The sequence below is a fragment of the Caulobacter segnis genome (genome assembly GCF_031454995.1).
Classification (GTDB): Bacteria; Pseudomonadota; Alphaproteobacteria; order Caulobacterales; family Caulobacteraceae; genus Caulobacter; species Caulobacter segnis_E.
In genome coordinates, this window is record NZ_JAVDRV010000001.1 from 1,283,610 (window position 1) to 1,305,470 (window position 21,861).

General features: G+C 66.4%; 21 protein-coding genes and 1 pseudogene. 10 read left to right on the plus strand and 12 right to left on the minus strand.

Annotated elements, in window-relative coordinates; all coding sequences use genetic code 11:
• Positions 1-76 precede the first annotated feature (76 nt).
• Together J2728_RS06015 and J2728_RS06020 are read left to right on the plus strand one after the other, a co-directional pair.
• The gene (locus J2728_RS06015) at positions 77-928 is read left to right on the plus strand and encodes a diacylglycerol/lipid kinase family protein (RefSeq protein WP_309997454.1); all 852 of its coding nucleotides are present in this window, start codon (positions 77-79) and stop codon (positions 926-928) included.
• Complete coding sequence (locus tag J2728_RS06020; RefSeq protein WP_309997456.1) at positions 925-1,710, plus strand: metallophosphoesterase family protein; 786 nt, start codon at positions 925-927, stop codon at positions 1,708-1,710. Before J2728_RS06015 ends, J2728_RS06020 begins: the two co-directional genes overlap by 4 nt.
• Positions 1,711-1,764: 54 nt before the next feature.
• Here the strand turns inward: J2728_RS06020 and J2728_RS06025 are convergent, their stop codons facing one another.
• From J2728_RS06025 to J2728_RS06040, 4 genes are all read right to left on the minus strand, one after another.
• Complete coding sequence (locus tag J2728_RS06025; RefSeq protein WP_013081098.1) at positions 1,765-1,938, minus strand: DUF1328 domain-containing protein; 174 nt, start codon at positions 1,936-1,938, stop codon at positions 1,765-1,767.
• Between the two features lie 114 nt (positions 1,939-2,052).
• Positions 2,053-2,670: a superoxide dismutase gene (locus J2728_RS06030; protein WP_309997457.1), complete on the minus strand. Its 618-nt coding sequence runs from the start codon at positions 2,668-2,670 to the stop codon at positions 2,053-2,055.
• 213 nt (positions 2,671-2,883) lie between these two features.
• Positions 2,884-3,282, minus strand: a complete 399-nt coding sequence (locus tag J2728_RS06035; protein WP_309997459.1) for a hypothetical protein — start codon at positions 3,280-3,282, stop codon at positions 2,884-2,886.
• A complete protein-coding gene (locus tag J2728_RS06040) occupies positions 3,279-3,629 on the minus strand; it encodes a hypothetical protein (RefSeq protein ID WP_309997460.1) in 351 nt (116 codons plus the stop codon). Before J2728_RS06040 ends, J2728_RS06035 begins: the two co-directional genes overlap by 4 nt.
• A gap of 186 nt (positions 3,630-3,815) precedes the next feature.
• On the opposite strand from J2728_RS06040, the gene J2728_RS06045 reads away from it, so the two are divergent.
• Positions 3,816-5,654, plus strand: coding sequence for an HWE histidine kinase domain-containing protein (locus J2728_RS06045; RefSeq protein ID WP_309997462.1), 1,839 nt, complete (start codon positions 3,816-3,818; stop codon positions 5,652-5,654).
• A 118-nt stretch (positions 5,655-5,772) separates the two neighbouring features.
• On the opposite strand, the gene J2728_RS06055 is transcribed toward J2728_RS06045, so the two are convergent.
• Positions 5,773-6,975 (minus strand): CaiB/BaiF CoA transferase family protein, encoded by a 1,203-nt coding sequence (locus J2728_RS06055; RefSeq protein WP_309997464.1) that lies wholly within the window; start codon positions 6,973-6,975, stop codon positions 5,773-5,775.
• A 121-nt stretch (positions 6,976-7,096) separates the two neighbouring features.
• On the opposite strand from J2728_RS06055, the gene J2728_RS06060 reads away from it, so the two are divergent.
• The gene (locus J2728_RS06060; protein ID WP_309997466.1) at positions 7,097-7,729 is read left to right on the plus strand and encodes a DUF4142 domain-containing protein; all 633 of its coding nucleotides are present in this window, start codon (positions 7,097-7,099) and stop codon (positions 7,727-7,729) included.
• 59 nt (positions 7,730-7,788) lie between these two features.
• On the opposite strand, the gene J2728_RS06065 is transcribed toward J2728_RS06060, so the two are convergent.
• Together J2728_RS06065 and J2728_RS06070 are read right to left on the minus strand one after the other, a co-directional pair.
• Complete coding sequence (locus J2728_RS06065; protein WP_309997468.1) at positions 7,789-11,376, minus strand: ABC transporter permease/M1 family aminopeptidase; 3,588 nt, start codon at positions 11,374-11,376, stop codon at positions 7,789-7,791.
• A gap of 13 nt (positions 11,377-11,389) precedes the next feature.
• Entirely contained in the window at positions 11,390-12,268 is an 879-nt protein-coding gene (locus tag J2728_RS06070) for an ABC transporter ATP-binding protein (protein ID WP_309997470.1), read from the minus strand.
• Positions 12,269-12,467: 199 nt separating this feature from the next.
• Between J2728_RS06070 and J2728_RS06075 the strand changes: the two genes are divergently transcribed.
• From J2728_RS06075 to J2728_RS06085, 3 genes are read left to right on the plus strand one after another with little or no spacing between them, the layout of a single operon-like run.
• Positions 12,468-13,145 carry a fumarylacetoacetate hydrolase family protein gene (locus J2728_RS06075; protein WP_309997472.1) on the plus strand — a complete coding sequence of 226 codons (678 nt, stop codon included), beginning with the start codon at positions 12,468-12,470 and terminating at the stop codon, positions 13,143-13,145.
• A gap of 7 nt (positions 13,146-13,152) precedes the next feature.
• Positions 13,153-13,785, plus strand: a complete 633-nt coding sequence (gene maiA / locus J2728_RS06080; RefSeq protein WP_309997475.1) for a maleylacetoacetate isomerase — start codon at positions 13,153-13,155, stop codon at positions 13,783-13,785.
• Positions 13,786-14,418, plus strand: coding sequence for a carbonic anhydrase (locus J2728_RS06085; protein ID WP_309997476.1), 633 nt, complete (start codon positions 13,786-13,788; stop codon positions 14,416-14,418).
• Positions 14,419-14,437: 19 nt separating this feature from the next.
• Here J2728_RS06085 and J2728_RS06090 read toward each other — a convergent pair whose 3' ends face one another.
• Together J2728_RS06090 and J2728_RS06095 are read right to left on the minus strand one after the other, a co-directional pair.
• Positions 14,438-15,265 (minus strand): carbonic anhydrase, encoded by an 828-nt coding sequence (locus tag J2728_RS06090; protein ID WP_309997479.1) that lies wholly within the window; start codon positions 15,263-15,265, stop codon positions 14,438-14,440.
• A gap of 73 nt (positions 15,266-15,338) precedes the next feature.
• Positions 15,339-15,812 carry an Lrp/AsnC family transcriptional regulator gene (locus tag J2728_RS06095; RefSeq protein WP_309997480.1) on the minus strand — a complete coding sequence of 158 codons (474 nt, stop codon included), beginning with the start codon at positions 15,810-15,812 and terminating at the stop codon, positions 15,339-15,341.
• A 118-nt stretch (positions 15,813-15,930) separates the two neighbouring features.
• On the opposite strand from J2728_RS06095, the gene ald reads away from it, so the two are divergent.
• Positions 15,931-17,043: an alanine dehydrogenase gene (gene ald / locus J2728_RS06100; protein WP_309997482.1), complete on the plus strand. Its 1,113-nt coding sequence runs from the start codon at positions 15,931-15,933 to the stop codon at positions 17,041-17,043.
• Between the two features lie 44 nt (positions 17,044-17,087).
• On the opposite strand, the gene J2728_RS06105 is transcribed toward ald, so the two are convergent.
• Complete coding sequence (locus tag J2728_RS06105; protein WP_309997484.1) at positions 17,088-17,792, minus strand: glycosyltransferase family protein; 705 nt, start codon at positions 17,790-17,792, stop codon at positions 17,088-17,090.
• 183 nt (positions 17,793-17,975) lie between these two features.
• Positions 17,976-18,854 carry a bifunctional regulator KidO gene (locus J2728_RS06110; RefSeq protein WP_309997485.1) on the minus strand — a complete coding sequence of 293 codons (879 nt, stop codon included), beginning with the start codon at positions 18,852-18,854 and terminating at the stop codon, positions 17,976-17,978.
• Positions 18,855-18,905: 51 nt separating this feature from the next.
• Between J2728_RS06110 and J2728_RS06115 the strand changes: the two are divergent.
• Positions 18,906-19,929, plus strand: a pseudogene (locus J2728_RS06115) (XdhC family protein).
• Here the strand turns inward: J2728_RS06115 and J2728_RS06120 are convergent.
• The gene (locus tag J2728_RS06120) at positions 19,926-20,678 is read right to left on the minus strand and encodes a creatininase family protein (protein WP_309997487.1); all 753 of its coding nucleotides are present in this window, start codon (positions 20,676-20,678) and stop codon (positions 19,926-19,928) included. The pseudogene J2728_RS06115 and the gene J2728_RS06120 sit on opposite strands and share 4 nt — an antisense overlap.
• Before the next feature lie 141 nt (positions 20,679-20,819).
• Between J2728_RS06120 and J2728_RS06125 the strand changes: the two genes are divergently transcribed.
• Positions 20,820-21,770 carry a GAF domain-containing protein gene (locus tag J2728_RS06125; protein ID WP_309997488.1) on the plus strand — a complete coding sequence of 317 codons (951 nt, stop codon included), beginning with the start codon at positions 20,820-20,822 and terminating at the stop codon, positions 21,768-21,770.
• Positions 21,771-21,861 lie beyond the last annotated feature (91 nt).

Consider the following 21,861-nt stretch of genomic DNA (forward strand, 5'->3'; position numbering starts at 1 on the left):
GAGGGTTCCGCGAGAAGCGGAACCATGGCTGGCTTAGGACCGTTGCCTCGGCGAGTTCTGAAGACAGGGGGCGCCCGTGCGGCGGATCGATATCGTCGTCAACACCGCCTCGGGATCGGTCGGTCCCGATGCGCCAGCCATCGCCGAGCGCTTGCTCGCCGAATATGGCGTCGCTGGGCGGGTGCACGCGCCAACCACCGGTGAACTCGAGATGCGCCTTCGAGAGGTCATCGACGCCGCGCCGGACGCCGTCCTGGTTCTGGCCGGCGACGGCACGGCGCGAGCGGCGGCGGAGCTCGCGGGCCCCCAGGGTCCGATGATCGCCCCCCTGCCCGGCGGCACGATGAACATGTTGCCTCACGCCATCTACGGTGAACGCCCCTGGCAAGAGGTGATGAGCGACTGCCTCCAAGCCGGCGAAGCGCGGATGATCTCCGGCGGCGAGGTGGGCGGCCGCCTGTTCTTCGTCGCCGCCATCCTCGGCAGCCCCGCCCTGTGGGCGACAGCGCGCGAGGCCGCTCGGGACGGTCGCTTCGACCTGGCGATCGCGCGAGCCCGGCGGGCGTTCCAACGCGCCTTCTCGGGCCGACTGCGTTTTGTCCTGGACGGGCGTCCCAAGCAGAGAGCCGAGGCGCTGACTCTGATGTGTCCGCTGGTCTCGACGGCGCTGGACGCCGAGGAGCGCGCCCTGGAAGCGGCCGCGCTGGATCCGTCGAGCGCCCTGGACGTCTTCCGCCTCGGCTTTAACGCCGCGCGCGGCCAGTGGCGCGACGACCCATCCGTGTCCGTCGGCAGATGCCGAACGGGGAGCGTCTGGGCGGGCGGACGCATTCCGGCGATCCTCGATGGCGAACCCGCCCGTTTCGACTCGAACGTTTCGATCCGTTTCCGCCCCAAAGCCTTCCGCGCCCTGGTCCCCCCCGCATGAAGCTGGTCCAGATTTCGGACATCCATTTCGGTGGCGAGAACCGCGAGGCCATGGAGGCCGCCGCGCATCGCATCGAGGACGAGGCGCCGGATCTCGTCGTGGTGGCTGGCGACCTGACCTTGGACGGCAAGACGCCGGAGTTCGACGCGGCGGCGGCTTGGCTTTCACGGTTTTCCAGCCCGAGGCTTGTCGTCCCCGGCAATCACGACACGCCTTTCGTGGGGCCCCGCGAGCTTTACACCCGCTTTAGCCGGCCATGGCGGCGGTTCAGAGACCGGTTTGGCCCGGAGGACGGCGCCGCATGGCGAGGACCGGGGATCACCATTACCTCGCTCAACACGGCCCGCGCCGCGCAGCTGCGTTGGAACTGGTCGAAGGGCGCGGTGTCTCGGAGCCAGATCCGCCGAGTCCGCGGCGACCTGGAAGCCGCTCCCGCGTCGGACCTCAAGGTTGTGGTTTGCCATCATCCGCTGATGGAGGTGCTGGGGGGACCGATGACCGCCAGGGTTCGCGGCGGCGTCGACGCCGCCAACCAATTTGTTCAGGCTGGCGCCGACGTCGTGCTGTCGGGGCACATCCACCTGCCGTTCGTCACCGCCATTCCATTCGGCGATGGCAAGACTCAGATCGTCGGTTCCGGCACCCTATCCCTGCGCGAACGCGGCGCGGCGCCGGGCTTCAACTTGGTCGAAGTGGATCCAGGCTGCGTCCGCGTGAAGGCGCTCGCCTATGAGCGCGGCCGCTTCGACGTCTGGCGCAGCTGGGCGTTCGACCGGCGCTGAAACGAAAAACGGCGCGGCCGAAGCCGCGCCGTCTGGATCGTCCTGGCGTCTCGATTAGGGAGCGCGGCGTCCCCTGAACAGGTGGCTTACCAGCGACACCAGGAACAGGATCAGGAAGACATAGAACAGGATCTTGGCGATCCCCATCGCCGCGCCCGCGATACTGGTGAAGCCCAGCAGGGCGGCGATCAGGGCGATCACCAGGAAGGTCAGGGCCCAATTCAGCATTGGCCTCTCCGGATTGGTCCGGCGGATCGCCGGGACGGTTTGTCCATTATCAAGACCCTATGGCCTCGCTTGGGGACAACGCGTCCGGCGCGCCGGACGTTCCGGATGGCCGAGCTATTCGGGAGCCGGGTAGGCCCAGCCCTGGGCGCCGGCCTTGGCGGCGGCGTATTGGCTGTCGGCCAGGGTCCAGTTGGCCAGGTTGTCGAAGAAGGCTTCGAGGAAGGCCTTCCGCAGGTTCTGGTAGTCCAGATAGTAGGCGTGCTCCCACACGTCGGCGACCAGGAGGGCCGTCAGGTCTTGGGTGACGGGGCTCTCGGCGTCGTGGGTCGAGATGATCTTCAGCGCGCCCGAAGCGTCCGAGACGAGCCACACCCAGCCCGAACCGAAGTGGCCGATACCTTCGGCGACGAACTTTTCCTTCAGTTCGGCCAGGCCGCCGAAGGTGCTGTCGATGGCGGCGGCGAGCTCGGCGCCCGGAGCGGTCTTGGTCGGGCTCATGCCGTCCCAGAAGAACGCGTGGTTCCAGGCTTGAGCCGCGTTGTTGAACACCTTGCCCGGACCAGCGGACTTGATGACCGCTTCCAGCGAGCCCTTGTCGTCGCCATTCAGCAGCCCGTTCAGAGCCGTGACGTAGGCCGCGTGGTGCTTGTCATGGTGGAAGTGGAGCGTGTTGGCCGAGATGGTCGGTTCCAGCGCGTCATAGGCGTAGGGCAGGTCCGGCAGCTTGTACATGTTCACTCCATGGGAAGGCGTTCCCATGAAGGGAGGAGCGGGAACGCGAGGTGGCATCTAGAGGCGTCGGCGCGAAAGTGTAAGTCGCCACACGCATGATCTTGGTCAAATTTTAGAGATAGATTCCCTTTGAAATTTGGGGTTTCCCGCCCCTTACAAGACATCGCCGCCACCAGACCTCCCTGGCGGCGGCACCTTGTTTCTCATCGGGCTTCAGCGCTGGGGGGGCTTGGGGTCCAAGAAGGCCTTGGCCAGCGAGGCGGTGAGGGTGGGATTTTTGAGCGCGATGATCCCCGCCGCCAAGCCGATGCCCAACGACATCAGCGGGCGCTCCCGCACGATATCGACCACCTTGCCGGTGAGGTCGAAGCCGCCCTGTGGGATCTCTTGATAGCTCGTTCGGCGGTTCTCGGCCTTGCGAGCGGCGATCATGCCGGCGACGGCGACGATCAAGGCGGCGACCGCGGCGACAATGGCCGAGGCGCCCGCCGCGCCGACAAGCGGTAGGAGGATCGCATACACCGCGAAGGCGGCGGATACGACACTGACCGCGGCGGCCGCGGCGATCGCCGCGGCCGCCGCCAGGGTCATGAGGGTTTTCTCGAACATCACCGGTTGTTGCTACGGCCGCCGGCGATCAGAAGACCGATCAGGAGGCCAACGCCGACGCCGGCCAGCGTGGCGGCGATCGGACGTTCACGAACCCGCTCGGACACATAGCGCTGAGCTTCTTCGATCTGTTGGCCGGCGGTGTCGGTATACGCCCGGCTTTGAGCGCGCAGGGTGTCGAAACCCTCGGCCACGGACTTTTCCACGCGCTTGGCGGCCTCGGTCAAGGAAATCCGAGCGGCGTGGGCGGCCTCGGCGAAGCTGCGTTCGGCGTGCTCCACGGCTTCCAGCGTGGCGCCCTTGGCCTTGTCGGCTTCCTTGGCGGCGGGGTTCAGGGAATTGGCGGGCATGGTCATCTCCTGGTTCGCGACGCGACCGACCGGGACGCGGGAAGCGACGTCCCGACAACGCCGCACTCGTCGCAGCGGTTCCAAGATACCCAAGGACCCCAAGCTTCACCACTCGGAATCCATGGCGAAGCGGCGCCTGATTCAAAGGCGCTCGCGCCGGAGGCGAACCAAGTTTAAGGTCGAATCATGGACGACGCCCCAATCGTCAACGACGACCGTCAGGAAACCGCCCGCCTCAAGGCATTGCGCGCGCTTGGAGTTCTGGACGGCGAGGTCAACGAGCCACGTTTGCTGCGAGTGGCGCGACTGGCGGCTCGAATGTTCGACGCTCCGAAAGCCGCCGTCGCCCTGGTCGACGAGGATCGCATCTGGCGTAAGGCCTTCGTCGGTTATTCTGGCCCGGAAGCGCCAAGACGCGGCGACGTGGCCGACCGGGTCGTGGCGGCCGGACACGGCGTCGATCTCGCCGCGCCCATTCGTGACGGCCAGGGCTGCATTCTCGGCGCCTTGGTGATCGAAGGACCAGGCGCGAGCGCGCCCCTTCAACCGGAAGATTCGCGGGCGCTCGAGGATCTGGCCGATCTCGCGGCCGAGATCCTGACCTCGAAGCCTGAAGCCGATCGCACGCTCGAGGGCGAGCGCCTCAACCTCGCCATAACCGCCGCCGCGCTCGGCGAGTTCGAATGGGACATCAAGCGAGATGTCTTCAAGATCAGCCCTCGCCTGGCCAAGGTCGCCGGCATCGCGCCAGGCGTGATCCCGTCCGAAAACGGCGCGGCGCTGTTTCCCTACATCCATCCCGATGATCGCGAAGCCGCGCGGGAGACGATCAACAAACAGCTGGCCGAAACAGGCCGCTACAGCCTCGAATATCGCCGCCTTCCCGACGCGGATGGAAACGCGGTCTGGTATCACGGTTCGGGCGTCATGCTGTTCGACCCGGACCACCAGCCGACCCATCTGATCGGTGTCGTTCAGGACATCAGCGAACGAAAGGCGGAAGAAGAACAGCGCGAGAATCTGGTCGCCGAGCTTGATCATAGGATCAAGAATCTTTTGGCGGTCGTGCAATCCGTCGCCGCCCAATCGGCGCGGAAGTCCGCCTCGCTCGACGTGTTCCTAAAAACCTTCGCCGCGCGCCTGAAGTCGATGAGCTCGGCGCACGATTTGCTGACCGCCGCCCGTTGGCGCGGCGCGACCCTGGCGCGGATCGCCGCCGCCGAGCTTGGGGGCCTCGCGCCCACGCAGACGCGCTGGGATGGCCCTGAACTTTTCCTGACCCCCCGCGCGGCGTCGGCTCTATCGCTGGCCTTGCACGAGCTGGCGGTCAACGCCGTGCGCTACGGCTCGCTATCGACCGAGAATGGCAAGGTGGAGGTCGTCTGGCGGCGCTCGCCAGAGGGCGGCTTCGCGCTCGAATGGCTCGAGACCGGCGGTCCGCCGGCGGTCGCGCCCCTAACCAAGGGCTTCGGCGCGACCTTGATCGAGGAAGTGGCCGGCCGTGAGTTGGGCGGCTCGGCCAAGATCAACTACCGCTCGAGCGGCGTCACCGCCATGATCGTGGGCGCGGCCGAGGCCCTGGCCGACGCCCCGCCCATGGAGCCGGTCAGCGCCGAGCCCGAGCGCATCGTCGAGACCGTGGTCGCCGCCGATGAAACCGTGAGGCCCGGCGCCATCGCGGGGTTGAAGGTCCTGATCGTCGAGGACTCCCTGCTCCTGGCGTTGGAGTTGGAGGCGGGCCTGGAAGACGCCGGCGTCGAGGTCGTGGGCTGCGCCGCCGAACTCGGCGAGGCCTTGGCGATGGTCGAGAAGGACTTCGACGTCGCGGTCCTGGACGCCGACCTCAACGGTCAGTCGGTCGCCCCGGTGGCGGAAATCCTGCGCGGCATGGGCCGCCCGTTCGTGTTCGCCACCGGTTATGCCGACAAAGCCGCCCCCATGGGCTTCGACGCCCCGATCGTCCGCAAGCCCTACAACGTGCACCAGATCGCTCGCGCCGTGGCGGGAGTGACCGGCCGAGCATAGCGCTCGCGAACTGGCCTACGGCGCCTTGGCGGACAATCGGGAAAGCCATGCCTTCCACCAGGCCGTCGGCTCCGAGGAAACCGAGCGGGTCGTTTATTTCCGCGAGGCGCTCTGACGCCTAGATCACGTTCCGCGTTCTCAAATCCGCCAGGGCCTCGACACCGACACCCGCCAGTTCGGTCAGCACCGCGTCGGTATGCTCGCCGAGAGTCGGTCCTGGCCAGCGCACGCCGCCCGGGGTGTCGGTCAGGCGCGGGAACGCGTTCTGCATCTTCAGCTCGCCAAAGACCGGGTGGGAAACCGTGACGATGGATTCGCGCGCCTGGAACTGCGGGTCCTTCAGCATGTCGGGCGCGCGATAGATCCGTCCCGTCGCCAGGCCCGCGGCCTCTAGCTTCGGCAGCAGATCCTCGATGTCCTGATCGGCGGTCCACGCGGCGATCCGGGCGTCCAGTTCGGCCTGGTGAGCGCCCCGGGCGGCATGGTCGCGATAGCGCGGATCGTCGGCGAGGTCGGGACGGCCCATCAGGTCGCAAAGGCGCTTGAAAAGCGTGTCTTGGTTCGCCCCGATCAACACCAGCTCGCCGGACTTGGTCGGATAGACGTTCGACGGCGCGATGCCGGGCAGCACGGCGCCGGAACGCTCGCGGATGTAGCCGGTCAGGTCATACTCGGTGATCAGGTTTTCCATCACCGTCAGCACGCTCTCATAGATCGCCGCGTCGACCACCTGGCCCCGTCCGGTCCGTTGGCGAGCGTGCAGGGCCATCATGACGCCCAGCGCGGCGTTCAGGCCTGAAAGGCTGTCGCCGATGGAGATGCCGGCGCGGGCCGGCGGGCGGTCGGGCTCGCCGGTGATGTGGCGCAGACCGCCCATGGCTTCGCCCACCAGCGCGTAGCCGGCGCGCTTGGCGTACGGTCCGGTCTGACCGAAGCCAGAAACCCGCGCCATCACGAGACCAGGATTGGTCTTGGCCAAGGCCTCGTAGCCCATGCCCCACTTTTCCAGGGTGCCCGGCCGGAAGTTCTCGACCACGACGTCGGCCTTGGCGATCAGCGCGCGGGCGATATCGCGGCCCTCATCGGTGCGCAGGTCGATCGTGACCGACTTCTTGTTGCGGCCAATCACCGGCCACCAGGGCGACAGCCCCTTGGGCTTGGACCGCCCCCATTGACGCATGGGGTCGCCGACCTTGGGATCCTCGAGCTTGATCACCTCCGCACCGAAGTCGCCCAACACCTGGCCGCAGAAGGGGCCGGCGATCAGCGAGCCCATCTCGATCACGCGCAATCCAGAAAGCGGGCCCTCGGCCATCGGCATGTTTCCCAGCTTCACGGGAACCGATCACGGCCCCGTGATGTTCTTTGTGGCACGACGGCGAACCGCGGCGCCGAAGTTTGATCCCTCTCTAACAAAAAAGAACCCAGGGAAAGACAGAGCCATGAACCGTCACATCATGATTGTCGGCGCCGCCGTTGCAGCGCTGAGCCTGGCCGCTTGCGGCCAAAAGACCGACGAAACCAAGGGCGCCGCGACGCCGGCCGAGCAAGCCGCCACGCCGGACGCCAACCCCGCCGCGACCGTGCCGACCATGGCCGACGAGACCAAGGCCGACGTCTTCGTCGCCAAGGCCGCCGCCACCGACATGTTCGAGATCGAGGCCGCCAAGATCGCGGCCAAGCGCTCCACGAACCCGTCGGTCAAGACGTTCGCGGCCAATATGCAAAAGGCGCACATGAAGACGACCGAGGAGCTGAAGGCCGCCATCGCCGCCTCGGGCGCTTCGATCACGCCGCCGACGATGCTGCCGCAAGACCTTCAGGAGGACCTGGACGACCTGAACAAGGCCGACGCCAAGGACTTCGACAAGAAGTACGCCGACAGCCAAGTCGACGCCCACCAGGCGGCTCTGAACCTGCTGCAGCGCTACGCTCAGGACGGCGACACCGCGGCCCTGAAGTCGTTCGCCGCCGCCACGGCGCCGAAGGTCCAGGAGCACCTGAACATGGCCGAGGGCCTGAAGAAGGGCTTCGACACCGGCGAAGAGGTCGCCAAGGACAACGCCAACCGCTAAGTCGGCGCCGTCTTGAAGACATGGCCCGCCGCCCCAATGGGACGGCGGGCTTCTTCTTATCAGTTGCCGACCGCGACCGTGTTATCGTCGCCGTTGCGGTCGATCACGGTGTTGTACGGATCGATCCCGGCGAATTTCGGCTTCCTGGCCACCGTGAAGGTGAAGGTCTGCACGCCGGAACGGATCGGACGCCGGGCGTAGATCAGGACGTCCTTGGCGGCGAAACCCTTGTCGCCCGGCTTGGCGCCGAAGAGGCCGATCTCCATGGTCTCGTTCAGGGAGGCCGGGGTCTCCTTGCCCTTGCCGTCGGCGTACTTCTTTTGGGCGTCCACCGTGACCGTGACGTCGAACTTGCCATCGGGCCTGGCCTTCGCCGAGGCGCTCTTCGTCTTCAGGTCGTAGAGGGTGATCTTCTCGAACAGATCCGTGATCAGAGCCTGCTTGTCCGCCGGCGCCTCGGCGCGGAGGGTCGTCAGGAAATCAGTGGTGATCGGATAGGGCGCGCCCTTGAAGGCATATTGGGCGATCAGCTTGCGCAGCGCCCGATTGACCACCTCCTCGCCCACCTCGTTCTGCAGGCGATACATCACCAGCGAGCCCTTCCGGTAGTAGACGTAGGGCTGGCCCTCGACCTTGGCCAAGGGCTGTTCGTCGATCACATCGCCGCCGCGGGCGCGCAGATAGCTGTCGAGCTCGAACTTCAGGAACTTGCGGATCTGGTCCTCGCCGTAGGCGTGCTTCATGACCATCAAGGCCGAGTACTGGGCGAAGGTCTCGCTCAGCATCGCCCCGCCCTGCTGGTCGGCGCCAATCACCTGGTGCGCCCACCATTGGTGGCCGATCTCATGGGCGCCGACATAGGTGACCATGTCGATCTTGGACGGGTCGCGATAGTCGGAGATGAAGAACAGGCCCTCCGACCACGGAATGGTGTTGGCGAAGGACTGAGCGAACTGCGCGTAGTCCGGGAATTCCTGGAAGCGCAGCTGGCGGAACTGGTAGGGGCTGAAATTGGCCTGGAAGTAGTCCAGAGACCGCTTCATCCCCGTCTTCATGCGCTCGATGTTCCAGGGGTGCTGGGCGTCGTAATAGACCGCCAGCTCGACGCCCTTGTAGGTCTCGCGGGAGACTTGGTAGCGCGCCGACTGGATGGACACGAACGGCATGATCGGCGCCTCGGTGACGAAGCGGGCGACACGGCGTCCGTTCTTCACCGTGTCCGAGACCTTATAGCCGGGCGCGATCGGGGTCTGGTCCGCCTCGGTCGAGACCGTGATGTCGGAGCTGATGAAGTCGGCGTCCTTGCGAAGACCGTTGAACTGGCGAGAAGGGATATCTCCCAACTTGGCCATTCGTTGCTCGGGCGGCAGACCGTACTTGCGCCGCTTGGCGCGGTCCTGCAGCAGGCCGTCACGCGCCATGCCCAAAAGCGGCGCGATCTCAAGGTTGTTCACGAATGTGCCGTTATCGACGACGCGGCGTTCCTGGTCGCTGTTGGGGAAACCGCGCTGGGCGCGCAGGGTAATGAAGCTCATCTTGCGACGCTCGCCCGGCCGCATCGGCGTATCGAAGGCGAAGATCCGGTAGTTGAAGGCCTCGAACGTCTTCTTGGGCCTCGCCCCTTGGATCGACAGCCCCCTGACCTGGAGATCGCGATCGAAGCGCACATGGATCTCTTTCAACGGCGCGCCGGTCTTGTTCTCGAGGACGTAAGAGCCCTTGGTCTCGACGCTGGGCGCGTGCGGACGCAGATCCACATCCAACGTCATCGCCACGATCTTCGGCTGCGGCGTGTTCTCGAACGGCAGCAGGGTCTTCTCGTAATCGGCCTGCCATTTCTCGTTGTCGATGCTGGTTCGATAGGTGTTCCAGACGTTGGTGTTCACATAGATATAGCCGCCGACGGTCGCGAAGACCGCCAGAGACAGACCCATCAGCACGCCGGCGCCCCCGTTCAGGCGCAGCGGCAGACGACGTAGGCGCGGCAGGAGCCGGCTCTCGGTCCCCCGACGCCACAAGGCGTGGGCGAGCACCAACAGCGCGAGGGCGAAGGCGCTCCAGTATAGGCGGAGCCACCAGGCTCCGATCCAGAACTTGCCCTGACCGTTCATGTCGGAGAACGGCGTCGAGGTCACCGCGCCGAAGTTGTAGAGCTTGTGCTCGAAACCCAAGTTCACGAACGTAATGGTCGTGATCAGATAGAGCACCATCAGACCCCAGCCGATGAACTTGTGGGGGCTCAGCGCCTGCAGGAACACGGCCAGCGCCGCCAGAAGGATCCAATCGACCGACTGCGGCAGCAGGTACCAGAGCAGGTACTTCTGAAGCTCGAAATTGAAGTATCCGTGCAGCGCTTGGCTCAGCACGCCCGCCAGCACGCTGACAAAGAGCGTCGAGATCAGCACCAAGCTGATCGCCAGGGTCTTGGGCGCGACGAAAGCCCAGTCGGGCACGGGCGTGGCGTCGATGATCTCGTGAGTTTTGCGCTCCCGCTCGCGCCAGACCAGCTCGCCCGAATAGTAGATGGCGATGATGATCGGGATCAGGCTGAAGGACCCCATCAACGGCTCGAGCAGAACCCGGGTGACAGGATAGATCACCCCGCCGTAGGTCCCGGCCTCGGTCGCGAACCACAGGGAGCCCATCGCGTTCGCAAGGCCCAGGAACAGCAGAACGAAATAGGCGGGGCTCTTGAACACTTGGCCCATGTCGAGCCGGGTGCGGACCACCAACTGCGCCCAGGCGGTTCGCCGATCGAACCTTGGCGTGGGCAGGGGGCCGGCCAACGCGGGGGGCGCCGCGTCTTCGTTTTTGCCCTTCGCCACCTTCACCTTCCGCCGCCCCGAAAGGTCCGCCGACTGGAACCGGAAGAGACCGTAGGCCAGCGCCAGGAAGCCCGCCGTCAGGGCGAGGGCGAGGCCGCGATTGAAGAGAAGCGCCCCGGTCAGCGCTGGAACGAGGCTGTTGCGCTCGCTGGCGGTCCAATAGCGCGTGGCCTGACCGAAGGCGGAGGCTCCCAACGGCTCCCAATAGGCGGCGATCTTGGCGTATTCCGGCCGGCGCAGGGCGATGCCAGCGACGATCCAGAGCACGAGGAAAGCGATCACGCCCACATACGTCCACATCATCGATCGCGTGACCGTGGCCAGGGCGAAGAACAGCGCCGAGGTCAGCAGGATCGTGGGCAGCGCCAGGACGAAATACGAGAAAAGATAGGCGTGCAGGTCGTTGGGGCCGAGGCGCTCTGGATCGATCCAGGGCATGAACGAGCCCAGCCAGATGGCCAGGGGCACGACCAAGAACGAGATCGCCGCCGCCAGGAACGCGCCTATGAAGCGACCGTAGAGGTAGTCGAACTTGCGCACCCGCGTGGAGCGCAGGATCGGCCCGAAACCGGTCTCGTCGTCGCGGACCACCACGTTGGCCACGAAGGCCGTGGTCACGAACATGTAGAAGATGGACAGGATGATGTGCGTCTGCGCGATGGCGAACGGCGCGTTCTTGTGGATGTTGCCACCACCGCCGATGCGGATCTGGTCGATCGTCGCCGCCCCGAAGGTCAGCAGGAAGAAGACGGTCGCCACCACCCAGAAGACAGGCGACTTCAGTTGGTAGCGGAGCTCGAAGCCCGCGATCTTGCGAAACATCGTCCGCCCCCCGTCAGGCCGCGCGCCGGGTCGTCGAGAGGGTGGAGAAATAGACATCCTCCAGACCTCCTTCGACCGGCGTGAAGCCGTCGCCTGGATTGTCGTCGGACTCGATATGGATGACGGTGCGCCCCGCCAGCAGGCGGGTGGAGATGACCTTGTAGCGGGCCTTGGCGGCTTCGAGCTCGCTCTTGTCGATGATCTTCTTCCAGATCCGGCCCTTCAGCTTGGCGACCAGGTCGGCTGGCGCGCCTTCGCTGACGATGCGGCCATCGCAGATGATCGCCATGGCGGGGCAAAGGTCGGAAACATCCTCGACGATATGGGTCGAGAGGATCACCACCACGTTCTCGCCGATCTCGGCGAGCAGATTCAGGAAGCGATTACGCTCTTCCGGGTCGAGGCCGGCCGTGGGCTCGTCGACGATGATCAGGCGCGGATCGCCGATCAGGGCCTGGGCGATGCCGAAGCGCTGGCGCATGCCGCCGGAGAAGCCGGCGATGGCTTTCTTCCGCACGTTCCAGAGATTGACCTGATTGAGCAGGTGCTCGACCGTTTCCTTACGGTCCTTGGCGTTGGCGATCCCCTTGAGGACGGCCATGTGGTCGAGCATGTCGTAGGCCGAGACCCGCGGATAGACGCCGAAGTCCTGCGGCAGGTAGCCGAGCGTGCGCCGGAGCAACTCCGGGGTCTTCAGGACGTCGATGTCGCCAAAGCGGATATGCCCGGACGTCGGCGCCTGCAGCGTGGCGATCGTCCTCATCAAGGTCGACTTGCCCGCGCCGTTGGGCCCAAGAAGGCCATACATCCCGCGCGGAATCGTCAGGCTGACCTCGTCCAAGGCTTTGACGCCGTTGCCGTAGACGTGGGTCAAGTTCTCGATGATCAGCATGAACGTTCCGATGCCCCCGAATGCCGCCCAAATATCCCCACATCCTCATGACTCGGCGGCGCGGATAGGGGCAAGTGAAAGAACGTTTAGGCGCGCCCTTCAACCAAGCGATTCTGAAAAGCCATCAACTCGATGGCTGGCCGCACCGATGGCGTGACGAGGGTTTTTGCGAGCGCGGTTTGGGTCTACAGGAGGCGCCATGACGACTTACGCCTTTCACCCGCACACCCTTCCGACGGTCCCGGTGGAGGGCTCGGAGGCGGTTTTCCCGGTTCGTCGGATCCTTTGCGTCGGCCGAAACTACGCCGCGCACCGGCGGGAGATGGGCGGCGACGAGCGCGATCCGCCGTTCTTCTTCGCCAAGCCCGCCGACGCCGTGACGACGGGCGCGGAAATTCCCTATCCGCCCGCGACCAGCGATCTGCACCACGAGATCGAGCTGGTGGTGGCGCTGAAGGCTGGGGGCGCGAACCTCTCGCCGGAGCGGGCGATCGCTTGTGTCTACGGCTACGCGGTGGGCGTGGATCTAACGCGGCGCGACTTGCAGGGCGCCGCCAAGGCCAAGGGCCAACCCTGGGAGGCCGGCAAGGCCTTCGACGCCAGCGCGCCCATCAGCGCCATCCGCGTCATGGACGCGCCGGCGCCCGAGGCGGCCGTCACCCTATCCGTCAATGGAACAGAGCGTCAGCGCGGCCAGATCGGCGACATGATCTGGAATGTGGGCGAGATTATCGCCAAGGCCAGCGCGCTCTGGACGCTCGCCGCGGGCGACCTGATCTTCACCGGCACGCCAGAGGGCGTCGCCGCCATCGTCCGGGGCGACAGGGTGGTTGGCGAGGTCGAGGGCGTGGGCCGCCTGGAATTCACCGTGGTCTGAGGCTGGAATGAAACTTGTCCTGCATAGCGCCAAGCGCGCCAGCGCGCCCTATCGGGTGAGGATCGGCCTGAATCTCAAAGGCCTCGCCTTCGAACTGCGTCCGGTCGATCTCGTGACGAACGCCCACCAATCGGACACCTATCGCGGCCTGAACGCTCAGGGGCTGGTGCCCACGCTGGAGGTCGATGGCCGCCCGCTGACCCAGAGCCTGGCGATCTTGGAGTGGCTGGACGAGACTTTCCCCGAGCCGCGCCTTCTGCCGGCCGATCCCTTCGACCGCGCCATGGTCCGCGCCATGGCCGAGATCATCGCCTGCGACATCCACCCGCTGAACAACCTGCGGATCCTGCGCGCCCTCACGGCCCTGGAGATCGACGAGGATCAACGCAACGCCTGGGTCGCGCGCTGGATCTCCGAGGGCTTTTCCGCGTTGGAGCCGATGGTCGCCCGTCATGGCGGCGCTTTCGCCTTCGGTGATGCGCCAGGCCTGGTTGATTGCCTTCTGGTTCCCCAAGTGTTCAACGCCGGCCGCTTCAACGTGGACCTTTCCCCGTTCCCCGCGATCCAAGCCGCCGCCGCCCACGCGGCGTCGCACCCGGCCATCGCGGCCGCCAACCCCGATCATCATCCGGAGCGCTAGATGCTTGAGGATCTGAAAGCCAAGAACGCCGCCTGGTCGAAGAGCAAGACCCAGGTGGATCCCGACTTCTTCAAGCGTCTGGAGGGCCAGCAGAGCCCGGAATATCTCTGGATCGGATGCAGCGACAGCCGCGTGCCGGCCAATGAGATCGTCGGCCTGGACCCAGGCGAACTCTTCGTCCACCGCAACGTCGCCAACCTGGCCCCCCCGCAGGACGCCAACTATCTCAGCGTGCTCCAGTTCGCGGTGGACGTGCTGAAGGTGAAACACATCATGGTCGTCGGCCACTACGGCTGCGGCGGCGTGGCCGCGGCCATCGACGGCCAGCGCCGCGGTCTGGTGGACCACTGGCTTCATCCGATCCGCGAAGTGTGCGCGGAGCACAAGCACGAGCTGGAGCGGATTCCCGAAAAGCGCGCGATGCTCGACCGGCTCACCGAGCTAAACGTCGCGCGCCAGGTCCGCAACGTCGCCGCCGACGTGTTCGTCCAGGACGCCTGGACCCGAGGCCAGTCCCTGGCCGTGCACGGCTGGGTCTATTCGCTGCATGACGGCCTGGTCACCGACCTCGATATCGGCATCGCCAGCGTGGCCGACTACGAGCGCGTCGTGGCGGAATCGATGGCTGGCTGAGGCCCGCGGCGCTTGGAGATCAAGCGTCGAAGGCCACGGCTCCCGTGGTCAGGTCATAACAGGCCGAGACGATCTTGAGCCGCCCCTCTTCCACGCGCTCGGCGAGCATCCCATCGGATACTTTCAGGCGACGGGCGATGTCGCGGACGTTCTGACGGATAGCGGCGTCCTGAAGATCGGCCGGATGCCGCTCCTCGGCTTCCAGAACCGCCGGCAGGATCGGCAGCACCATGTCGTGCAGGGCGCCATGCAGCTCGGCGTGCTTGGTGGCGACGTCAACCGCCGCGCCGACGGCGCCGCATTTGGTGTGGCCCAGGACGACAACCAACGGCGCGCCCAGATGCTCGACCGCGTAAACGATCGAGCCCAGGCCCTCGCGGCTGACCGTCGAGCCGGCGACCCGCACCACGAACAGTTCGCCCAGATTGCAGTCGAAGATCAGCTCCGGCGCCGCGCGACTGTCAGAGCAGCCGATAATCACCGCGAACGGCTTCTGGCCTTTCGAGAGTTCAGCCACGCGCGTCATCGAGGGCAGGGAGATGTTGGCGCCGCCGCGGGCGAAGATGGCGTTGCCCTGCTTCAGCCGGCCCAACGCCTCGTCCGGGCTGATGGCCATGGCGGCCTCGGCGACGTGAGGCGCATGGGCCGGTTCCGCTTCCATGGGCTTGACCGTCGCCAGCGCCTTGTCGAGCGCGGCCTTGTCGGTAGCCTGATGCTGCAGCGCGCGCGAGGTGCGGCGCCCCTTTTTGGTCAGGGGGTTGGGCGACCCGCCGTCTCCTTCCGCGAACGCCAAGGCTGGCGCGGCCACCCCAATCAGAGCGCCTAGCAGAAGTCGTCTCGAAACCATCTCGTCCCCCGACGTCGATCGATGCGGGGGAATAGCTAGACCACAACGACTCTAAGGAACGTTAATCCGGGGCCTACAGCGGCAATTCAACGCGCTTGACCACGGTGCGCATGGCGATGCTGGAGCTGACCCGCACGACGCCGGGAATGCGCGTCAGCTCTTGGGCGTGAACCCGTTCAAGGTCGTCGACGTCCCGTACCACCAAGCGCAACAGATAGTCGGACCCTCCTGTCATCAGGTAGCACTCGGCGACTTCCCGCACGCCGGTAATCGCCTTCTCAAAGGCGCTCAGGGCCGACTCGGCCTGGGATGACAGGGTGACGGTGACGAAGACGCTGAGCGGCAAGCCAACGGCCCGCTCGTCGATCACCGCCGCGTACCGGCTGATCACGCCCGCCTCTTCCAGCGCCCTTACGCGGCGAAGGCACGCGGACTCGGAAAGATTCACCGCTTCGCCCATTTCCACATAGCTGGCTCTTCCTCGCCTCTGAAGCAGATGAAGAAGCTTCCGGTCGAAACCATCGAGATTGGCGGCGCGTTTCGTCATTCAAATGCCGTTTCGTGCAAGTATCCTGCGACAGCGTAGGCTCTCCGCATGAAATCGCCAAGGAACCTGCGCGCGCGGAGGCGCACAATTTGGCGAAAATGGCTTTGGAGGAAGCATTATGCGGGTTGGCGTCCCATCGGAGATTAAACCGGGCGAACACCGGGTCGGGCTGACGCCCACGGCTGTCCGCGAATATGTTGGCCACGGCCATGCTGTCCTGGTCCAATCGGGCGCAGGCCTCGGCGCCGGCTATGCCGACGAGGCGTATGTGAAGGCCGGCGCGACCATCGCTCCCGACGCCGCGGCGGTCTTCGCCGGCGCGGATATGATCGTGAAGGTCAAGGAGCCGCAGAAGGTCGAGTGGGAAAAGCTCGAACCGCGCCACATCCTCTTCACCTACCTGCACCTAGCCCCCGATCCCGCCCAGACCGAAGGCCTGCTGAAGAGCGGCTGCGCGGCCATCGCCTATGAGACCGTCACGGACGCGCGCGGCGGCCTGCCGTTGCTGGCGCCGATGTCCGAGGTCGCCGGCCGGATCGCGGTCTTCTCGGCCGCCGAGACCTTGCTCAAGCACAATGGCGGCATGGGCTTGCTGCTCAGCGGCGTGCCGGGCGTGCCGCCGGCGCGCGTGGCCGTCCTGGGCGGCGGCGTGGTGGGCAGCAACGCCGCGCGCATGGCCGCCGGCCTCGGCGCCGAGGTCGTGGTGCTGGAGCGCTCGATCCCGCGCATGCGTGAACTGGACGATCTGTATCAGGGTCGCATCCTGACCCGCTACTCGACCATCGCCGCCGTCGAGGACGAGATCCTCAAGGCGGACGTGGTGATCGGCGCCGTTCTCACCGCCGGCGCCGCCGCGCCGAAGTTGGTGCGCCGCGAGCATCTTAAGCAGATGAAACCGGGCTCGGTGCTGGTGGACGTCTCGATCGACCAGGGCGGCTGCTTCGAAACCAGCAAGCCGACCACCCACGCCGAGCCGACCTACACGGTCGACGGCGTGGTCCACTACTGCGTGGCCAACATGCCGGGCGCTGCGCCGCGCACCTCGTCGGAAGCGCTGGGCAACGCGACCCTGCCATTCGGCCTGGCTCTGGCCGACAAGGGCCTCGACGCGCTGAAGACCAATCTCCACCTCGCGCGCGGCCTTAACGTGCTGAAGGGCGAGCTCACCCACCCCGCCGTCGCCGAAGCGCTCGGCAAGGCGTCGATCGATCCCTACGGGGCCTGGAAGTAAGAATCGGAGCCGCTCCTGGGTCTAGGCCCGGGAGCGGCGTCGGATCACGCCGCGTAGCGGGCGATGTCCTGGCGGCTGCCGATCAGATCCAGCACGTCGTTCATGCGGAAACCCGGATCGACGGCATGAAGCGCGTCGTAGACCGAGCGCGCGAAGGCGAGATCGGCCGCGGTCTTGACCCGCCAATCCAATCGCGACCAATCTCGCGACGCCGTCAGATGCGCCTGGCTCCAGCGGTTCGGCTGATTGCGGATCGCCGCCGTCGGCGAGACGCGCGCCATCGGATCGCGTTCCTCGGCGGCGGCGGCTTGCAACGCGCCGGCCTTGATCACCTCGACCTCGAGCCCCGCGGGATAGGTCTGCCGGACACGGTTGGAGGTGTAGTCGGCGCCGCTGGCCAAGGCCAGGCGGACAGCCTCATCGATGACACCCGGATCGACGAACGGCGCGTCGCCCTTGAGACGAACGACGTGACTCACCGAACTGATCGTCTCGGCGCAGCGGGCGATGCGGGCCAGGATGTCGGCGCCAGCGCCCCGATGGACGGTATAGCCCCGCGAGACCAGGAAGCCGGCCAGGGGATCATCAACCGTGTCGGCGCTGGTCGCGACGATGATCTTGGAAAGGCAACGCGCGCCGCGCAGACGCTCCAGCTGACGGATGATCATCGGCTCGCCGCGAAGCGTGGCCATCGACTTGCCCGGCAGTCGAGTGGACCCCATGCGGGCCTGCAGCACGGCGAGGATCATATCGCGTCTCTCCCTCAGTTGGGATCAAGCTAGGCTCTAAGTCTTAAAATCCAAGCGAACCATAGGGTTAATAGGCGTTAGCGAGCGTCGCCGCGGATCCCGTCCGAGATCCTCGGCCTTGGACATTGTCGAAGGTGATTCTAGCGACGCGCCAGAGGATGAAGCGCGTCGACCGGGCATGTCTCAGGCGACCCAACGTCGCGGGTCGAGCGCGACGGGATCGTCGATCGCCATCTCGTCCCAGTCGAGATCAGGCGGAGGGCTCGAAGCGGCCGCCACCACCGCCGACAGTTCCGCGGCGGAGTTCACGCCGACCAGCACGGCCGAACCTTCCGGGCGCGACAGGGCGAAGCCCAGCGCGGCCTGTAGAGGATCCGAGCGCCCTTCGGCGATCATGCGACGCACGCGCGACAGCCGACCCGAGGCGCCCTTCAACTGGGCGGGGACGCGGTCCGGCGGAAGAAAGAGCAGGCCGTTTAGGAAGATCGAGCGCAGGTGCACCTCGACCCCCATGCCGGCGATGCGCTGCAGCGAGCCATCGGCGAGCAGCCGCTGATCGAGCAGGCTAGCGGGCGCCTGCAAGATATCCGGCTTGAAGCGCTTGGCGACGCCGACCGGATCGTCGGAGGCATGGGCGGCGACGCCGACCTTGGCGAACAGCCCCTGATCCTTCAGGCGCTGAAGGCGCTCCCAAAGCGCGGCGCCATGCGCGCCGAACAACTCCGACGGGGAATGGACGATGATCGCATCGGCGCGCTCGAGACCCAGCCTGCGCAGCGTGGCGCGAGCCTCGGCCTCGATATAGTCGGGACCGCGATCCGCGCGGCCGGCGGCGAGCGTGACACGAAACGGCGTCGGACGCGGCAGAAGCTCGCCCAGAAGGTTTTCGGCGCGGCCGAATAGGCCGGAAGCATCCAGAACCGACAGGCGCGCGCGAGCGGCGATGTTCAGGATCTCTCGCGTCTCGGCTTCGGGCGCGCGGCCGCGCGGAGCGGAGCCACTGCTTCCGTCGAGGCCGAACTGCGCGGCCGCGAGACCCAATTTTGAGACCGAAATGGACATGCCATCCGTGCGAGAAATCACTGATCGAACACCGACGCTACGCGCCAAGGTTTGAACATCAGGTTTCTGGAACCTTGCCGAGGCGTTAAAGTTGGTCCCGATGATGAACCACCGCTCCGACGCCGCTTGGCCGATTCACGGCATGGCCGACGACGCCCGCCCGGCCTTGTCCCAGGCGCTTTCGCGGGGGCCGGCCGCCCTCGCGACAATCATTTCGCTGGACGGCGGAGGCCCTCGTCCCGTCGGAACACAGATGGTGTTCGGCGAACAAATTGTTTCGGGTTTCCTGTCCGGCGGCTGCATCGAGGCCGATGTCGAGGGCCATGCGCGGGAATGCCTCGCCGATGGACGCCCGCGCCGCCTCATCTATGGCGAAGGCAGTCCCTGGCCGGACATTCGCCTTTTGTGCGGCGCGCGGGTCGAAATCCTCGTGGAGCGGATCACCCCCGGCGACACCGCGGTCGGGACGCTGCTCGACCTCGCCCAGCGAAGACTCCCGGCCTTTTGGGTCAGCGACGGCGCGCGTCGCCTGTGCGCCGAGGAGCCACACGCGCCTTGGAGCGGCGCTTTCGAGAGGGCTTACGACCCCCAGCCGCGCTTGATCATCGTCGGCGGCGACCCGACGGCCCTGGCTGTCGCGAGCTTGGGCGCCCAGTCGGGTTTCGAGACCACGCTCTTGAGGCCCAAGGGGCCCGTGTCGCCGCCGCCGCTCCCCGGGGTGGCCTATCGCCGCGACAGCGTCGAGACGGCCTTGTCGGAGATCGGCCTGGACGCCTGGACAGCGGTGGCGGTCTGTGGCCACGAACCCGAGCAGGACCACGCCGTGCTATTGGCCGCCTTGCCGTCCCAAGCGCCTTATGTCGGCCTGCTCGGCGCGCGCCGCCGGCTCCCCGAGCGGCTGGCGCGCCTTGGATCGGAGGGCCTGTCGGAAACCGATCTCGCCAAGCTGCGCGCGCCGATCGGGCTCGATCTTGGGGGCAAGGCGCCGTTCGAGGTGGCGGTTGCGGTGATCGGCGAGATCATGGCCGCGCGTCACCTTCCAACGACCTTGGCGCGACAACGCACGAACGACTAGGCCGGCGCCTTTTCCGCCGAGAACGCCTCGAGATCCTCAATCAACGACCTGGCGGCCAGATCCACGAGCGCGCCACCCTTCTCCGGCGTGGCCTGAGCCGGGTCCGAGCCCATCCGGCCATCCGCGTAGCGCGCGCGGAAATCCAGCGCCTCGCGGATCGGGCCCGTCGGGGCGATCTTGGGCTCGTATGCCGCCGTCTTGATCGTTTCCGGATAGGCCCATTGGGTCACGGCGATCTCGGACGGGGTGGCGTGGCTGCCGTGGCCTGTCGGAAACTGGCTGTTGGCCAGAGCGTTGACGCCGGCCAGATCCCACCAGTTCTTCAGCTTCAGCGCGAACGGCGCTCGCTCCTTGCGGAAGCTGTACTCGGCGTAGATCTCGGAGAACGCCGCCTCGATCGAGGCGACGTTGCCGCCGTGGCCGTTCAGGAAATAGATGCGCTTGAAACCGTGGGCCCCCAGCGACCGAACCCAGTCGCCGATCGCGGCGATGAAGGTCGATGGCCGCAGGAAGATGGTGCCCGGGAAGGCCAGATGATGCTGGGCCATGCCGATATTGAAGGTTGGGGCCACCAGCACCCGGTCGGCGCGCTTGTGGGCTTCATGGGCGATGATCTCGGGGCATAGCCAGTCGGTGCCCAGGAGACCGGTCGGGCCATGCTGTTCGTTCGAGCCAATCGGCACGACCACGGTCTGGCTGGTGTTGAGAAAGGCTTCGATCTCGGCCCAGGTGGACAACGCGAGCAGCATGAGAGGACTCCGGAGGAACGCCGCGTCCGTTTAAGCCCAAACGGGGGACGGGGCACGTAAAATGCCGTATTGCGCGATCGCCGGACGTGGCGTCATGCTCAAGGCCTGGATGGGGGGACACTCGTCCGCGGAGGAAACGCTATGGCCGAAGGCCATGCCGAAAGGGTTCTTTCGGTGCTGCGCGACGGCGCCGCGCCGGCCCTGTCGCCGATCGCCGCATCGTGGCGACGGTGCCTGACCCAGCATCATCTGGATCCAGAAAACCGAAGGCCGCCAGAGACCCTTTCGGGCTTGGAGCTGCGCTTGGCGCAGGAGCGCATGGGCCCGCTGCTGGCCGCGGCCCAGGACAATCTCGACGCCCTGTTCCAGGCGGTTGGAGACGCAGGCTGCTGCGTACTGCTGACCGACGCCGATGGAGTGCCCGTGGATCGCCGGGGCGCGGACAGCGACGACCCGGTCTTTCGACGCTGGGGCCTCTGGCAAGGGGCGGTGTGGAGCGAGGCGCGCGAGGGCACGAACGGTATCGGCACCTGCCTGACCGAACAGCGCGTGCTGACGGTCCACCGGGACCAGCATTTCCACACCCGCAATATCGGCCTCTCCTGCACCGTCGCGCCCCTATTCGATCCGACCGGACGTCTGGCGGGGGCTCTCGATGTCTCCTCCTGCCGTCCAGGCATCGAGGCCCTGACCGGCATGGTCGAGCGCATCGTCACCGACGCCGCCAGACGGATCGAGGTCAAGGCTTTCCGCGAGGCCTTCCCAACCGCTCGGATCGTTCTGCTGCCGGAAACGGGCGTGGAGCGCGCCTCTGTGCCGATGCTGGCGGTCGATGGCGACGATGTCGTGATCGGCGCGACCCGGGCGGCCCGCCAAGCGCTGAAATTGACCGACGAGACATTGCGACGCGGCCTTGCGTCGCCCGACCGTTCGACCGACCTGGACGAGGCCGAGCGCTCCGCCGTCCGCCGGGCCCTCAGCCAAGTCGGCGGCAACGTCTCCGCGGCCGCCGGCCTTCTGGGCCTGTCGCGCGCGACGCTGAACCGCAAGCTCCAGAGGCTCGGCCTGAAACGCGGTCGGGAATTTCACTGAACGTGTCTCAGATCTGAGACACATCGCCCTCCAGCCTTCGTGGGATGGCTTCGCCGAGAGCCATGGCAAGCCGCAGACTTCCTCCAGAGCC